A 16,355-nucleotide genomic window follows, 5' to 3' on the forward strand; every position below is an offset into this window, starting at 1 on the left:
GCGGCCCCGGGCACGCCGGGCCGCCCACCACATCGGCATCCAGCGGCAGCTCGCCCGGCGGCGGCAGACCAGCCAGATCGCGCCCGCTCACCAGCGGGTCGAAGGCGGCGGCGCTGCCCCACGTGGCAGCCAGCATCAAAGCCAGGGCGAGGCGCCGCATCACGACGCCTCCGCCACGGCCCGGGCGCTGTTCTGGCGGGCCAGCAGCTCGGTGATGGTCATGTCCTCCACCACCTTGCCGCCATGCAGGGCCACCACGCGCTCGGCGCTGAGGATGGTCTCGGGCCGGTGGGCAATGAGGATGCGGGTGAGGTTGAGGGACTGGATGGCCTGGTTCACGGCCTGCTCCTTTTCCACATCCAGGTGGCTGGTGGCTTCGTCGAGGATCAGGATGCGCGGCCGCTTGTAGAGCGCCCGGGCCAGGAACAGGCGCTGCTTCTGCCCGCCGGAGAGCACCGTGCCCATGTCGCCCACCAGCGTGTTGTAGCCCATCGGCAGGGCCGCGATCTCGTCGTGCACCTGGGCCATGCGGGCGCATTCCTCGATGCGGGCGCGGTCCGGCGCCGGGTCGAAGAAGCAGATGTTGTCGGCGATGGAACCAGCGAACAGCGTGTCGTCCTGCATCACCGTGCCCACCACGCTGCGCATCGCCTCGCCGCCGTTGCGACGCAGGCTGCTGTCGCCGATCATCACGTCGCCCTCGGCGGGCGGAAACACGCCGAGGATCAGGTTGATGAGCGTGGTCTTGCCGCAGCCCGACGGGCCCACGAAGGCGATGGACTGACCCGGCGGGATGGTCAGGTCGATGCCGTCCACAACCCACGGGTCGGTCTCGGCGTAGCGGAAGCGCACGCCCTGCAGGCGGATCTCCGGCACCGGCACGGTGTCGGTGGTCTGCGCCAGGGCCGGGGCGGATTCGGGCTTGGTAAGCACGATGTCGGCCAGCCGCTCGCCCTGCAGGCGCAGCATGCGCAGCTCGAAGAACTTCTCGACGAGGCCCGCCACCCGGTTGTCGAACTGGTCCTTGTAGGCCTTGAACGCCATCAGCACGCCCACCGTCATCGCCCCGTCGAGGGCCAACCGGGCGCCCATCCACAGGATGGCGATGCCGACCAGCCCGAAGAGCAGCCCGTTGGTGGTCTGGAAGGCGATGGACAGGCGCTGGGTGCGCACGCCGGCATTGACCTGCTCGGCCACCAGCCCGAGCCAGCTGGAGCGCCGCTCGTTCTGGCGCTGGAACAGCTTGACCGCCTTGATCCCGCGCACCGTCTCGAGGAAGTGCGACTGCTGGCTGGCGTGATGGACGATCTCCTGCTCGGTGGCGAGGCGCAGCGGGCGGAACCACATCGCGCGGATCAGCCCGTAGGCGACCATCGCCCCCACCGCCAGCCAGGCCAGCGGCGGGCTGTAGATGAACATCATCACCAGCGTGACCGCCGACATCAACCCGTCGATCAGCGCCGAGAAGAAGGACGCGGTGAGCTTGGACTGGATCTCGTCCACCGCCCCGAAGCGCGACACGATGTCGCCCAGGTGGCGGCGCTCGAAGTACGACACCGGCAGCCGCACCAGATGGGCGAACACGTTGGTGCGCCACTGCAGGCTGAGGTTGGTGCCGATGTGCAGCAGGATCCACGAACGCAGTGCGCCGAAGATCTCCTGAATGATGAGCAGCAGCCCGAAGCCCAGCGCCAGCGTGGTAAGCAGATCGCGGTCGGCCGACACCAGCACGTGGTCGATCACCCACTGCAGGTAGAAGGGGCTGACCAAGGCGAAGATCTCCAGCACCACCGCCAGCGCCAGCACCTGGGCACCGGCGCCCAGCAGGCCGTCGACACGGCCGATGAGATCGCGAAAGCGGATCGCCGGCGGCGGCGCGGAGGGGCGGAACTCGGCCGACGGCCACAGCTCCAGCGCCACGCCGGTGAAGCAGCGCGAGGTCTCGTCCAGGCTCACCCGACGCAGCCCGCTGGCCGGATCGTGGATGAGCAGGCCGCGGCGGGTCGCCTTCTTCAGCACCACAAAATGGTTGAGGTTCCAGTGCAGGATGCACGGCGTGCGCAGCTGGTCCAGGTCTTCCAGATCCAGCCGCAGCGGCCGGCTGGCAAGGCCCAGGGCGCCCGCGATGCCGATCAGCTGGCCGAGGGTGGCGCCATGCTGGGAGATGGAAAACTGCCGGCGCAGCTGGGCCAGATCGGTGCGTCGGCCGTGGTAGCCGGCCACCATGCCGAGGCAGGCGAGGCCGCACTCGGTGGCTTCGGTCTGCAGGATGACCGGCAGGCTGCGGCCAAGGAAAGGGGGCAGGCTCGGGATCAGGGACATGGGCGGGATCGGGATGAAGTCGGCGTCACAGCTTGCCGGTGATGCTGAGCAGGGGCTCGAGCACCCATTCGTAGAGCTTGCGGCGCTCCTGCATGATGTCGGCCTGCAGCTGCATGCCCACCTGCAGCGGGCGGGCTTCGCCGTAGGCCTGGATGGTCTGGGCGTCCAGGTCGGCGGTGATGCGATACACGGGCTCGGCGCTGGCTGTCTCGCTCATCAGGCCGAGGGCCGACAGCTCCTGGCTGGACAGCGACACCCGCGCCACCTGGGCCACGCGGCCGGGCAGGTGGCCGAACTTCTGATAGGGATAGGGATCGAGGCGGATCATCACCCGGTCGCCCTCGCGCACGAAGCCCACCGCCTTGCTCGGCGCAAACAGGTAGGCCTGGAGGCGCCCGCCGGGCGGCACGATGGACACCACCGGCCGGCTGCCATCGACGCTGTGGCCCACTTCGGCGGTCACCGCCGTGGCCACGCCATCCCGCGGGGCAACCACCAGCACCTGACGGCGCAGTTCGCTCTCGACCAGCTCCTGATCGGTGCTCGACAGGCCGCGGCGCAGCTCGGAAATCTGCTTTGACTGCTCCAGCGGCAGGCGCGTCAGCTCGCCCCGCAGCAGGGTGAGTTCGCGCTGCACGTTGAGCCGGTCGCGCTCCAGCGCCTGCAGGCGCGAGCGCTGGTCGATCAGGTCGGCCTCGCGCAGCTGCACCTGTTCGGCGGCGATGTAATCCTTGTCGAGCAGGCCCTTGTAGCGGCGCAGGGTGTCCTCAGCCAGCGCGACGCGGCTCTTCTGGCCGTCGATGGACTGGGCGATCACGCGCAGCTCGGCATCGAAGGCGACCTCCTTGCGCTGCAGGTTCGCGCGCTGCTCGATCTGCAGGGACTCGGTCTTGCCCAGCTCGGCGCGCAGGCTGTTGCGCCGGGCGGTGACCTGCTCCGAGATGCCGGCCAGCCCGCTGGACGCGGTGTCGCTCCGGCGGTCGAGGGACAGCACAAAGAGCACGTCCCCCTGGCGCACGGCCTGCCCTTCCTGCACGCGCTTCTCGATCACCACCCCGGCCTCGCGGGGATAGACCTTCGACCATCCACCGGCGGGCAGCAGCTGGCCCGGCACGGTGGCGCGCTTGGTGTAGCTGCCAAAGGCGAAAAAAGCGATCAGCGCCACGCCGCACAGGGCTGCGACCAGCGCGAACACCGCAAAGGACAGCGGCTGGGCCAGCACCACAGGCCCGAGCCAGTTGGTCCGCTGAGCCTCGAGGGCTTCGGTTCGAAACAGGGAATCGTCGTTCACGGGATGCGGCAATCAGCGCTGGACGGGGTCATGGCACGCAGGATGGCAGCGCTGCCCGAAACGGGCGAAGAACAATTCCATAGGGAACAGCGCCAATCCGGCCAAAGCGTGCGAAATGACCTACTACCTGGAAATGACAACGGGCCACCTCGAGAATCGGGGTGGCCCATCGGTGCCGGGCACCTCAAAAGGCGACCGGCTCAACCCGATTCAGCAGCGATCAGCAGCCGTACTTCGGGGCGGTGTAGCAGGTGGTCGGAGCCGGCTTGCAGGGGGTGGGGGCCGGCTGACAGGGCGTCGGGGCCGGGGTGCTGCAGGACTTGAACAGGCTGGAGAGCAGGTTCAGCTTGAAGGACAGCAGGCCACCGAGCAGACAGAAGGTGCCACCGGAAACGTTCTGGACTTCCTTGGCGGACAGTTCGCGAATAGCCATTTGAAACCTCACTTGGTTGATTGAAGGCGAAAATTTTGTTTGCCGCAGCGCCCCGAAGTGGGTTTCGCTGCGACACCTCCAATCTATTCGTCCCCTGCCGGGCGGGCCGTGATGTATTCACGCCCCTGGAAGCCTATTTTTCAAATTTGACAGCAACTAACAAAACCACCCGAAAGACATCTTTAAACGCTGTCAATTTCCGGTTTTTGCCGATTAACCCGATTTTTTCGCCACGTGATTGGCGATGCGCACGAAGTCCTCGACGCTCAGGCGTTCGCCGCGCAGACCGGGGTCGATCGCCAGCGCGGTGAAATCCGCTTCATCCAGATAATCCCGCAGGGTATTGCGCAGGGTCTTGCGGCGCTGGCCGAAGGCTGCGGTGACGATCTTGCCCAGCAGCGCGTAGTCGTCGGCGGTGCATTCGGCCGCCGGGCGCGGCACCATCCGCACGATGCTCGACATCACCTTGGGCGCCGGCCGGAAGGCGCCCGGCGGCACGTCGAACAGCCGGGCCATGTTGAAGCGGTACTGGAGCATCACCGACAGGCGGCCGTATTCCTCGGTGCCCGGCTCGCCCACCATGCGCATCACCACCTCCTTCTGGAGCATGAAGGTCATGTCCTTCACCTTCTCGGCAAACTCGGCCAGGTGAAACAGGATGGGCGTGGAGATGTTGTAGGGCAGGTTGCCCACCACCCGCAACGGCACGCCGTCGGGCACGATGCTGGCGAAGTCGAACTTCAGCGCGTCGCCCTCGTGGATGGTCAGCCGCTCGGGCGAGTGCTTCTCCTTGAGGCGCGCGATCAGGTCGCGGTCGATCTCCACCACGTGCAGGTGGTCCATGGCCTCCATCAGCGGCTCGGTCATCGCGCCGAGGCCCGGGCCGATCTCGACGATGCGGTCGCCCTCCTTCGGGCGGATCGCCTCGATGATCTTGCGGATGATGTTGGGGTCGGACAGGAAGTTCTGGCCAAAGCGCTTGCGCGCCTGATGTTGCTCGCTCATCCGGGTTTCCTTCCGGTAAAAATGGCAGCGCCGGCCCGTCGGGCGGCGGCGTTCAGTTTCTGCGCTCCCAGGCGGCGAGGGCCTCGCGCACCCGCGGCACGGCGGCAAAGCCGGCCTTCTCGCCTTCGAGGATGGCCTCGTGGCGTTGCTGGAAATTGGTGGCCGGCAGGCCGCGCAGCTCGGGCCGGATCACCACATCGGCGGCGGTGAGTTCGTGCTTGCCGAGCGCCCCGCCCATGATCGAGATGGTGTCGAGGAGCAGATCCAGCGTGCCCTGGTTGCGTTTGCCGCTGGGGCGCGACGAGATGTCCACGGCGATCACCAGATCGGCGCCCAGCGCGCGCGCCTCGCGGGCCGGAATCGGCGCCACCAGGCCGCCGTCTACGTATTCGCGCCCGCCGATGACGACCGGCGGAAAGACGCCGGGGATAGCCGACGAGGCGCGCACCGCGGTGCCGGTGTTGCCGCGCTGGAAGACGATCGGCTCGCCGCTCGCCAGATCGGTGGCGACCGCGGCAAAGCGGCGCTTGAGGCCGTCGATGGGACGGTTGCCCACGTTGGCGTTGATGAACTGCTCCAGCCGCTCGCCCTTGATCACGCCCCGGTCGAACAGGCTCCAGTCGGTGACGGACGCCTCATCGAGCTGGATCGCCAGCTTCTGCAGCTCGAAGGGCCCGTGGCCGGCGGCGTAGAGGGCGCCGACCACCGAGCCGGCGCTGGTGCCGATCACGATGTCGGGCGCGATGCCGCTGGTCTCCAGCGCCTTGATGACGCCGATGTGGGCAAAACCGCGGGCCGCGCCACCGCCCAGGGCCAGCGCGATCTTCGGCTTGCGGGCAAAGCGCGGCTCGGGCTTGACGGGCTGGGCGCCGCAGGCCGCGAGGCCCAGCGCGGCAAACCCGCCCAGCAGGATGCGACGACGGTCGATCATGACCGCCCCCGCGCCTTCGCCATGGTGATCGCCAGCTCGACGGCGGCGAACAGGCTGCCCGGATCGGCACGGCCGGAGCCGGCGAGATCCAGTGCGGTGCCGTGGTCGACCGACGTGCGGATGATCGGCAGGCCGAGGGTCACATTGACGCCGCCGCCGAAGCTGGCGTGCTTGAGCACCGGCAGGCCCTGGTCGTGGAACATCGACAGCACCGCGTCGCCCTGCTGCAGGGTGTGGGGCACGAACAGGGTGTCGGCGGGCAGCGGGCCGACGAGATCCATGCCCTCGGCGCGCAGTTGCTCGAGCACCGGAATGATGGTGTCGATCTCTTCGGTGCCCATGTGGCCGCCCTCGCCCGCGTGGGGGTTGAGCCCGGCGACGAGGATGCGCGGCGCCGGCAGGCCGAAGTCGCGCACCAGATCGGCGTGGAGGATGCGCAGGGTGTCGGTGAGGAGCGGCCGGGTGATGGCGGCGGACACGTCCTTCAGCGGCAGGTGGGTGGTGACCAGCGCCACGCGCATCCCGCCACCCACCAGCATCATCACCACCAGCGGCGTGCCGGTGGCTTCGGCGAGGTATTCGGTGTGGCCGGAGAAAGGCACGCCGGCATCGCAGATGATGCCCTTGTGCACCGGCGCGGTGACCATCCCGGCGAACTCGCCCGACTTGCAGCCGGCGATGGCCCGGTCGAGGATGTCGAGCACGTAGCGGCCGTTGGCGGCGTCGAGCCTGCCGGGCACGGCGGGCGCGGCCAGCGGCACGTGGAGGACTTCGATCGCCCCGGGCCGGGCGCTGCCGCCGGGCTGGTAGTCGATCACGTCGACAGAGGGTTCGACGGCATGAACCCGCGCTGCGATCATCGCCCGATCGCCCAGCACGACCAGCCGGGCGGGCCACTCGCGCCGCGGCAGCGCCGCACAGAGATCGGGACCGACGCCGGCCGGCTCGCCGCTGGTGATGGCCAGGATGGGATGGGACATGATGTTCTGGGGTTCGGGAGCTTCAAGGGCGAAGGGCTGGCACCTGGGCCAGCCCTTTTTCGGGAATCACCGCCGGCCCGACGGCGGGGGCCGTCGAGTCGGGCGGCTTACTTGTCTTCGAGCCGGTATTCGACGTAGGCCCGGTCGCGCAGCTGGCGCAGCCAGTCCTGGTAGGCCTCGTCGGACTTGCGCTCGCGCAGGGCGTTGCGGGCGGCGGCGCGCTTGCGGTCGTCGGAGACATCCTGCACCCGGCGTTCCTCGACGAGGATCAGGTGCCAGCCAAAGGGCGACTTGACGGGCTGGCTGAGCTCGCCGGGCTTGAGGGCGTCCATGGCCTGCTCGAAATCGGGCACGGTGTCACCCGGGTAGATCCAGCCCAGATCGCCCCCCTTGGCGGCGGAGATGTCGGCGGAGTGCTGGCGGGCCAGATCGGCGAAGCTGGCACCGCCCTGGACGACGCGCTCGCGCAGGTCGATGAGGCGGCGCTTGGCGTCGGCGTCGGACACCACTTCGCTGGTCTTGATCAGGATGTGGCGGGCATGGGTCTGCTGCACCTGGGCGGGCGGAACGCCCTGGCTACCGCCCTTGCGCTCGATCATCTTGACCAGGTGGAAGCCCGCCGCGCTGCGCAGGATCGGGGTGACTTCGCCGGGACGCAGGTTGGCGACGGCCTCGGCGAACAGGCCGGGCAGCCGCTCGGCGCTGCGCCAGCCGATGTTGCCGCCGGAGAGGGCGTCGGGCGCGTCGGAATAGCTGGCAGCGAGCTTGTCGAAGGCTTCGCCGCGGGCGATGCGGGCGGCGACGTCTTCGGCCTTGGCGCGCAGGCGGGCGAGCTGCTCGGGGCTGGCGCCTTCGGGGGCGCGGAACAGGATGTGGGCGAGGTTGTACTCGGCCTGGCCGACCACGTTCTCGGGGTGGGACAGGAAGTTGTTCACCTCGGCGTCGGACACCACGATGCGGCTCTCGACCTCACGCTCGCGCACGCGGCCGAGGAGGATCTCGTTGCGCACTTCCTCGCGGAAGCGTTCCCAGGTGATGCCGTCCTTCTCGAGGGCCTTGCGGAAATCGGTCATCGACAGCTTGTTGTTGTCGGCGATGCGACCCAGGGCGCGTTCGAGGGTGACGTCGTCCACCCGCAGGGAGGTTTCGCCGGCGAGCTGGATCTGCAGGCGTTCGATGATCTGGCGTTCGAGCACCTGGCGCTCGAGCACGTCGGACGGCGGCAGCGGCGTGCCCTGGCGGCTGAGCTGGCGGGTGACCTGTTCGACCCGCTGACGCAGCTCGGCCTTGGTGATCACCTCGCTGTTGACGACCGCCACGATGCGGTCGACCTCGACTGGGCTGGCGGCCAGGGAGGCATGGGCAAACAGGGACGCTGCGATCAGGGTAGCGATGAGTTTCATGGGGTTGGGGTGGTCTTTCAGAATTCGTCGTCGTCGCTGCCAACGTAGGGCGTCGAGCCCTCGTTGATCTTCCCATATCCGGGCACGTTGCGCTTGAGCATGGTGAGCGGGCTGGAGCCGATGCTGCCGGCGCCGTTGAACTCGAGCTGGAAGAAGAACGAGCGGTTCACGTCGGTGGAGGTGGTGACGAGCTGCTGCACCACGCCGCGGAACACCCAGCAACCGGCGTTGTATTCGATACCGGCGATCCCCTGGGTGAGGCGGTGGTCGCGCAGGTTGCGGTTGTAGCGGGCGACGCCGTACAGGTTGCCCCACAGCGGCCACTGGCCGGAGATGTCCAGATCGCGGAAGCCGTCGGGCGACTTGGGGTCGGTGGAGTAGTTGTGCTTGTAGCGCCAGCTGACCGACACCGCCCGGGCGTAGGCGGGCTGGAAGCGCACGCCGACATTGAAGCGCTCGGTCCAGTTGTCCCGCGGGTTGTACTGCCACGCGGTGTCGAACTGGAACTTGGGCATGAAGGTGGCGCTGAAGGCGGCCAGCAGGTCGGCCTGCTTGCCGGTTCGCATCGGCGCGCCGTCAGCGAGGGCGACGCGCTGATCCACCAGGTAGTAGCGCTGGCCCAGCGCGGCACGCACGGTCTCGGCGCCGGTGTTGGGGTCGATCAGGCGGCTTTGCAGCGCGGTGGTGACCTGGTTGGCGTTGGAGATGCGGTCGCCGCCGGTGTAGACGTTCTCGGCGAAGATCTGCGCGAAGTTGAAGTCGTAGAAGCCGGAGTCGAAGTTGGGGATCTTCGACTGGTCGGTGTAGGGCACGTAGAGGTAGTACACCCGCGGCTCGAGGGTCTGGATGTAATCCCGGCCGCCGAAGCTGGTGTCGCGCTCGAAGGTCACGCCGGAATCCACCGAGAAGATGGGCAGCGAGCGCGACTGGCCGGTGTCGCCGGTGGGCGTGCCCCGGTAGTCGATGTCGTAGCGGGTGGCGTGGACACCGATCTTGGGCGTCACGTAGAAAGCGGAGGTCTGCAGCGGCAGCGACAGCTGCGGGTAGAGCGTGAGGCGGCGGCCTTCGGTCTGGGTCGGGTGCGAGAACGAGACGAACTCGCTGGCCAGGTGGAAGGTGGTGCCGCCGGGCAGCTCGGGCCGCAGGGCGTTGAGGGTGAGCTGCGGCAGGCGCTTGTAGGGCTCGGAGCGGACGCCGGTGAGGGTGTCGGGCAGGGTCTGGAACGACTGCAGCATCGCGCTGGCGTTCCACCAGCCGCCCCCGCCGTAAGTCAGGCTGGCCTGACGCGGGATGTTGACGGTGGAGGTGAGCGTCAGGCGCGTGGAGAGATCGGTGAAGTACTTCGGGTCGGAGATCCCGGCAAAGTTGATGTTGCCCGCCCAGCCATCGCCGAAATTGTGATCGTGGCGGATCGTGCCGGCGTAGCGGCTGCGCTGCTCGACCTGGTCGTTGGGCAGGTATTCGAGGTAGGTGATGCCCCGGTAAGTCGGCGTGACGTAGCGCGTTTCGTTGCGCATCTGCAGGCCGCGCAAGCCCATGTAGCGCAGCGTGAGGGTGTCGTCGTAGTTGGGCGCCAGGTTGAAGTAGTAGGGCACCGACAGATCGACGCCGACCTTGTTCGAGGTGCCGAAGGTGGGCGACAGCACGCCCGAGCGGCGCGCTTCCGACAGCGGAAAATCCGCCCACGGCAGGTAGCCCAGGGGCAGGCCCTTGAACACCAGGGTGCCGCCCTTGGCTTCGCCCACTTCCCGGTCGTAGTCGAGCTGCAGCTCGTTGGCGCGGATGTACCAGTCGGGCCGCTCGGGCTTGCAGCTGGTCCAGGTGCCGTTGAGGAAGCGGAACTGGTTTTCGCCTTCGAGCTCGAGGCTTTCGGCCGAGCCGTGGCCGGTGAGGGGCTGCTGGGCGCGCGGCACAGACTGCCCCGGCAGCAGGATCTGCCCCGGCGGCGCCGGGCGGCCCGGGCGGCTGATGACGTATTCGGGTGAATCGAAGGTGCCGACCTGCTCCTCCACCTTCATGCGCATGTGGGGCCCGCTCATGCGGTCGCCGCCACGGGTCACCTTGACGTTACCGGTGGCCTCGACCTCATCGGTCAGCTCGAAGTAGTGGAGCTTGTCGCCCTCGACGCGGGTGTTGTCGCGCCGCAGCTCGGCGGCGCCTTCGGCAACCGCGTCCACATCCTGCAGGCCCGACACCTTGTCGCCGGTGATGACCGTGGTGCCGGGCTTCAGCGCCTGGACGGGGGCTGGCGCGACCGCTACGGGCACGCCCCGGCTCACCCGGGCCGGCGACACGGGCTTGTCGGCAGCCTTGGCTGCGGGCCTGGACGTGGCGGCGGCCGGCGTCGGGGCCGGTTTCAAGGCCTGTTTGTCGGAGACCACCGCGGGGGCCGGATCGGAGACCGCCGGTGCGGCCGCCGGCGTCGGCGCGGGGCCGAGCAGTGCAGGCGACACGAAGAAGGGCGGAAGCGTTTCGGCTCCGGCACGCCCCCACAAGGCGAACAGGGCGATCGACAGAAAGCGCAACTGGGTACGAGGTTTCATCCCGGGACAGGAACCAGCCGGCGAGCCGACCGCATGGTTTGATAAACTGCGTGATTTTACACGAACGCCTCACCGACTCCCGTGGAACGACGCCAACAACTCCAGTCCTGGATCGCCGCCGAATTTCCCGGCCGCGCCTTTGAAATCGCTCCGGCCAGCGCCGACGCCAGCTTCCGGCGCTACTTCCGGGTTACATTCGCTGACGATTCCGTGCCGCTGATCGTCATGGACGCCCCGCCCGCCCACGAAGATTGCCGGCCCTACATCAAGGTGGCCGAGCTTTTCGGTGCCGCCGGCGTGCATGTGCCGCACATCCACAAGCAGAACCTCGAAGACGGTTTCCTGCTCCTGTCCGACCTGGGCAGCACCACCTACCTGCAGGCCCTCACCAAGGACAACGCCCACAACCTGTACGCCGAAGCCCTCGGCGCGCTGATCTCGATCCAGCTCGCCAGCCGCCCCGGCGTGCTGCCCGAGTACAACCGCGAGCTGCTGATGCGCGAGCTGGAGCTCTTCCCGGTGTGGTTCGTGGGCCGCCACAAGGGCGTCACCCTCACCGAGAAGCAGACCGCCGATCTCTACGACGTGTTCGACCGCATCGTCGACGTGAACCTCGCCGAGCCGCGGGTCTTCGTGCACCGCGACTACCACTGCCGCAACCTGATGGTGAGCACGCCCAACCCCGGCGTGCTGGACTTCCAGGACGCCGTCTACGGCCCCCTCACCTACGACCTCGCCTCCCTGTTCAAGGACGCCTACATCCACTGGGAAGAGGATTTCGTGCTCGACATGCTCGCCCGCTACTGGGAAACCGCCCGCCGCCTGGGCCTGCCGGTGCGCCCGGATTTCGCCGAGTTCCACCGGGATTTCGAATGGATGGGCGTGCAGCGCCACATCAAGGTGCTGGGCATCTTCGCGCGCCTGTATCACCGCGACGGCAAGGACGGCTACCTGAAGGACATGCCGCTCGTCATGCAATACCTGCGCAAGGCCTGCGAGCGCTACGGCGAACTCAAGCCCCTGCTGCGCCTGCTGGAGCAGCTCGAGCCCACCGTCACCGAAGTCGGCTACTCCTTCTGAGCGCCCCGCGATGAAAGCCATGATCCTGGCCGCCGGCCGCGGCGAACGCATGCGCCCCCTCACCGACACCTGCCCCAAGCCGCTCCTGGCGGCGGGCGGCAAGCCGCTGATCGTCTGGCACATCGAACGCCTCGCGGCAGCCGGGGTCACTGGCCTCGTCATCAACCACGCCCACCTGGGCCAGATGATCGAGGACGCGCTGGGCGACGGCGCGCGCTTCGGCCTGCCCATCGCCTACTCGCCGGAAGGCACGGCGCTGGAAACCGCCGGCGGCATCGCCCGCGCCCTGCCGCTGCTGGGTGACGCGCCCTTCGTCGTGGTGAATGGCGACGTGTTCTGCGACGCCGATTTCGCCGCCCTCGCCCGGGTGGCTGAAGGCCTCGCTGCCGACGGCCCGCTCGCCCACCTGCTGCTGGTGCCGAGCCCCGCCCACAACCCCGGCGGCGACTTCGGCCTGCTGCCCGACGGCCACGTGACGGACGACGGCCGCGGCGAACGCCTCACCTTCTCCGGCATCGGCGCCTACCACCCGGCCCTCTTCGCCGGCGTCGCCCCCGACCAGCCCGCCAAGCTCGCCCCGCTGCTGTGCGCCGCAATGGCCGCCGGAAAGGTCACCGGCGCCCGCCATGACGGCCGCTGGGTGGACGTGGGCACGCCCCAGCGCCTCGCCGAGCTCGACGCCAGCCTGCGCGCCGACTGAACAAACCCCCAAACCTGTCGCCCCCGATATTTGCCCTGGATCAACACGCTGTAATTCAGAGAGAATAAGGTGAAATCCGCTGCCGCCTTGTGGCGAGACAGCACCTTTCATCATCGGGAGAACAACAATGCGCGCCAGGCACCTGCGCCACCTGATCACACTGGCCGCCGCCGCCATCCTCACCGCATGCGGCGGAGGCGGTGGCGGTTCGTCACCCACCGCCCGTGCGCCCCTGCCCCAGTTGGTGTCCGACACCAACCCGGTCGGCGACCGGCTGGACCTGCGCAGCCGCAACTACTTCCCGGCCGCGGCGGGCGACAGCTGGACCTACGACTACATCCAGAGCGGCGTCACGACAAGCAACCTGGTCACCCGCACAGTCAGCAGCACCACCGCCGACGGCTACACGATTTCCGAGCGCGTCGGCAGCGGCCTGCCCGACACCGAGACCTATCGCCGTACCGCCGCCGGCCTGGCAGTGCCCGACTTCACCGACGGCAGCACGCCCGCCGCCGCACGCACCCTCATCGGCGAGCTCCTGATGTATCCCGAGCCCTTCTACCCGACGGGCGCCACCCGCAGCATCGTCCGGCAGGGTGACTGGGGTGCCGATGCGGACGGCGACGGCATCAACGAGAGTTTCCGGCTGGAGATCACCCAACAGCTCGTCGGCCTCGAGAACATGGCGCTGCCGCAAGGCGCCGCCGAGACCGCGCGTTTCCGCACCGTCACGGCGCTGACCCTCTCGCCCTCGTCCCTGGCGAACACCCCCTACACCGTCACCGCCACCGAAGAGACCTGGTGGGCGCCGGGCATCGGTCTCGTGCAGGCCGACCGCACGGCAGTGGACTCCAGCAACGCAACCGTCATCGCGCCGTACCGTCTGCGCATCGCGAGCGGCACTGTCGGCGGCACGACGTTGTTCGAGCCGCCGCCTGACGGCACCGTCACCAAACTCACCCTGACCCACAACGCCCTCGTCTTCGATGCCACCCGCAACCGCTACTACGCGTCGATTCCCGGCAGTGTGGCCGGCACCGGCAACAGCATCGCCACCATCGACGCTGCCACCGGGGCGGTCAGCAATTCTCTCGCCGTCGGTTCGGAACCCTTTGCGATGGCCCTGGCGCCGGATGGTTCGGCCCTCTACGTGGGCCTGAACGGCAGCGGCGAAGTGGTCAAGCTCAGCCTGCCCGGCATGACCGAACAGTACCGGACGCGCCTGCCCACCTCCTCCTACTTCGCACGACAACTGGTGGCCAAGTCCATCGCCGCCTCGCCAGCAGAAGCCGACGTGATCGCCGTCTCCCTTTTTGATCCTCAGTCGTCCCCTGGCAGCGCGGGTGTTGCCCTCCTGCGCACCGGCACGCTCCAGCCGCAGATCGCGGGCGGCTTCATGCCGACCGGAGCAGCGATCGGCCCCGTCGCATTCAACGGTACAGGCGCGGCGGTATATGGCTACGACGACGAGACCAGCGGGTACAACCTCTACGCCATGTCGGTCCGTGGCGACGGCCTGATGATGGCCAACTCCACCGGCACCACTGGAGACTTCAGCCTGCGCGATGTGGACTGGACCAGTCGGGGCATCCTCATTGGCCGCAGCATCTACCGCGACGGCGACCTCGCCCTGGTCGGCACCAGCCCGTACGGCAGCTGTCGCCCCCTGCGGGTAGCCAACCGGCTGGTGTGCGTTGTCAATAGCGGCACCGGAAAACTGGTGACGGTCGACACCACGAGCTTCGCAACGGTCACGGTGCTCACTTTCAACACGGCGTACCGTCCGGATGATCCGAGCCAGCTCGTCCCGGGCGCAGCCGGCCAGGTGGCGATCCGCCTCGGCAGCAACTACCGCACCCAGCCCGCCACCGCCATCTGGCTGTTCAACAGCCCGATGCTCCAGTAAGCCCCCAATCCGCCGGGCGCGGCCTTCCCCGCCGCGTCCGGCGATTGTCAGCAGGGGCGGAAGCGGCATATCCTCGCCGGTTCCCGACGCATCACCGGTTCTGCCCCATGCCCGTAGACATCGCTCCGTTCCAGGCCCGCCGCGCGCGGCTTCTCGCCACCATGCAGGCCGCCGGTGGCGGCGTGGCGGTCATCCCCACGTCGCCCGAGCGCCATCGCAACCGCGACACCACCTACGCCTACCGCTTCGACAGCTACTTCTACTACCTCACCGCCTTCCGCGAACCCGAGGCGGTGCTGGTGCTGGTGGCGGGCGATACGCCCCGGAGCATCCTGTTCTGCCGCACCAAAGACGTTGAGCGCGAGATCTGGGACGGCTACCGCTTCGGCCCCGATGCCGCCCGCGACGCCTTCGGCTTCGACGAGGCCCGCCCCATCGACGAGCTCGACGAGCAGCTCGGCCAGCTCCTCGCCAACCAGCCCGCAGTGTTCCACTCCATCGGCTACGAGCCCGAATGGGACCGCCGCATCGCCGACGCCCTCAACCGCGTGCGCGCCCAGGCCCGCACCGGCGCCCACGCCCCGGCCCAGATCCGCGACGTGCGCAGCCTTATCGACGAGATGCGCCTCATCAAGGACGCCTCCGAGATCGCCACCATGCGCCGCGCTGCCGAGATCTCCGCCGGTGCCCACATCCGCGCCATGCGCGCCGCCCGCCCCGGCGTCTTCGAATACGAAGTCGAGGCCGAGCTGATCCACGAATTCCGCCGCCACGGCAGCCAGGCGCCGGCCTACAGCTCCATCGTCGCCACCGGCCCCAACGCCTGCGTGTTGCACTACGTCGAGAACGACCGCCAGCTGGCCGATGGCGACCTGCTGCTGATCGACGCCGGCTGCGAGCTCGACGGCTACGCCTCCGACATCACCCGCAGCTTTCCGGTGAATGGCCGCTTCAGCGGACCGCAGAAGGCGGTGTACGAGCTGGTGCTCGCCGCCCAGGCCGCCGCCATCGCCGAGATCCGCCCCGGCGCCAGCTGGAACGCCGGCCACGACGCCGCGGTGCGCGTGCTCGCCCAGGGCTATCTCGATCTCGGCCTCCTCACCGGCAGCCTCGATGGCGTGATCGAATCCGGCAGCTACCGCCAGTTCTACATGCACCGCACCGGCCACTGGCTGGGCCTCGACGTGCACGACGCCGGCGAATACAAGCAGGCAGGCGAGTGGCGCAACCTTGAGGTGGGCAACGTGCTCACCGTCGAGCCCGGCACCTACATCCGCCCCGCCGAAGGCGTGCCCGAAGCCTTCTGGAACATCGGCATCCGCATCGAGGACGACGCCCTCGTCACCGACACCGGCTGCGACATCATCACCCACGCCACGCCCAAGTCCGTGGCCGACATCGAAGCCATCATGGCTGCGCGCTGAAATGGAACGACACGACATCGCCATCGTCGGCGCCGGCCCGGTGGGCATGACCCTGGCGCTGGCCCTCAAGGACGCCGGCCTCGACATCCTGCTGCTGGACGCCCGTGCCCGCGGCGCCGCACGGCACGACCCGCGGGTGCTGGCCCTGTCCCACGGCACGCGGCTCACCCTGGAGCGCCTGGGCATCTGGTCGCAGCTGCCCGCCACGCCCATCGAGACCATCCACGTCTCCCAGCAGGGCGGGCTCGGCCGCACCGTGCTCGACGCCCGTGGCGACGGCCAGCCGGCCATCGGCTACCTGGTCGGCGCCGGCCCCCTCGCCGCGGCGCTGGACGAC

At 68.6% G+C, this 16,355-nt stretch carries 13 protein-coding genes; 5 read left to right on the forward strand and 8 right to left on the reverse strand.

Annotated features, from left to right (window positions below; all coding sequences use genetic code 11):
• Positions 1–159: 159 nt before the first annotated feature.
• From QQK25_RS20030 to lptD, 8 genes are all read right to left on the reverse strand, one after another.
• Positions 160–2,322, reverse strand: coding sequence for a peptidase domain-containing ABC transporter (locus tag QQK25_RS20030; RefSeq protein WP_284189542.1), 2,163 nt, complete (start codon positions 2,320–2,322; stop codon positions 160–162).
• Positions 2,323–2,347: 25 nt separating this feature from the next.
• Positions 2,348–3,613 (reverse strand): HlyD family secretion protein, encoded by a 1,266-nt coding sequence (locus QQK25_RS20035; RefSeq protein ID WP_284189543.1) that lies wholly within the window; start codon positions 3,611–3,613, stop codon positions 2,348–2,350.
• Positions 3,614–3,833: 220 nt separating this feature from the next.
• Positions 3,834–4,046, reverse strand: a complete 213-nt coding sequence (locus QQK25_RS20040) for a hypothetical protein (RefSeq protein ID WP_284189544.1) — start codon at positions 4,044–4,046, stop codon at positions 3,834–3,836.
• 213 nt (positions 4,047–4,259) lie between these two features.
• Complete coding sequence (gene rsmA / locus QQK25_RS20045) at positions 4,260–5,051, reverse strand: 16S rRNA (adenine(1518)-N(6)/adenine(1519)-N(6))-dimethyltransferase RsmA (RefSeq protein WP_284189545.1); 792 nt, start codon at positions 5,049–5,051, stop codon at positions 4,260–4,262.
• A gap of 52 nt (positions 5,052–5,103) precedes the next feature.
• The gene (locus QQK25_RS20050) at positions 5,104–5,982 is read right to left on the reverse strand and encodes a patatin-like phospholipase family protein (protein ID WP_284189546.1); all 879 of its coding nucleotides are present in this window, start codon (positions 5,980–5,982) and stop codon (positions 5,104–5,106) included.
• Positions 5,979–6,962 carry a 4-hydroxythreonine-4-phosphate dehydrogenase PdxA gene (gene pdxA, locus QQK25_RS20055; RefSeq protein WP_284189547.1) on the reverse strand — a complete coding sequence of 328 codons (984 nt, stop codon included), beginning with the start codon at positions 6,960–6,962 and terminating at the stop codon, positions 5,979–5,981. Before pdxA ends, QQK25_RS20050 begins: the two co-directional genes overlap by 4 nt.
• Positions 6,963–7,069: 107 nt before the next feature.
• Positions 7,070–8,365, reverse strand: coding sequence for a peptidylprolyl isomerase (locus tag QQK25_RS20060; protein ID WP_284189548.1), 1,296 nt, complete (start codon positions 8,363–8,365; stop codon positions 7,070–7,072).
• A gap of 17 nt (positions 8,366–8,382) precedes the next feature.
• Positions 8,383–10,908: an LPS-assembly protein LptD gene (gene lptD, locus QQK25_RS20065; protein ID WP_284189549.1), complete on the reverse strand. Its 2,526-nt coding sequence runs from the start codon at positions 10,906–10,908 to the stop codon at positions 8,383–8,385.
• 81 nt (positions 10,909–10,989) lie between these two features.
• Here lptD and QQK25_RS20070 point away from each other — a divergent pair, with 81 nt between their 5' ends.
• The 5 genes from QQK25_RS20070 to QQK25_RS20090 all read left to right on the forward strand — a co-directional run.
• Positions 10,990–11,988, forward strand: coding sequence for an aminoglycoside phosphotransferase family protein (locus QQK25_RS20070; protein WP_284189550.1), 999 nt, complete (start codon positions 10,990–10,992; stop codon positions 11,986–11,988).
• Between the two features lie 19 nt (positions 11,989–12,007).
• A complete protein-coding gene (gene murU, locus QQK25_RS20075; RefSeq protein ID WP_284189554.1) occupies positions 12,008–12,688 on the forward strand; it encodes an N-acetylmuramate alpha-1-phosphate uridylyltransferase MurU in 681 nt (226 codons plus the stop codon).
• Between the two features lie 127 nt (positions 12,689–12,815).
• The gene (locus QQK25_RS20080; RefSeq protein ID WP_284189551.1) at positions 12,816–14,594 is read left to right on the forward strand and encodes a YncE family protein; all 1,779 of its coding nucleotides are present in this window, start codon (positions 12,816–12,818) and stop codon (positions 14,592–14,594) included.
• 107 nt (positions 14,595–14,701) lie between these two features.
• A complete protein-coding gene (pepP, locus tag QQK25_RS20085) occupies positions 14,702–16,018 on the forward strand; it encodes a Xaa-Pro aminopeptidase (RefSeq protein WP_284189552.1) in 1,317 nt (438 codons plus the stop codon).
• A 1-nt stretch (position 16,019) separates the two neighbouring features.
• Positions 16,020–16,355: FAD-dependent oxidoreductase (locus QQK25_RS20090; RefSeq protein ID WP_284189553.1), on the forward strand; the 336-nt coding region annotated here is incomplete at its 3' end.

This window comes from Zoogloea oryzae (genome assembly GCF_030161255.1).
Classification (GTDB): domain Bacteria; phylum Pseudomonadota; class Gammaproteobacteria; order Burkholderiales; family Rhodocyclaceae; genus Zoogloea; species Zoogloea oryzae.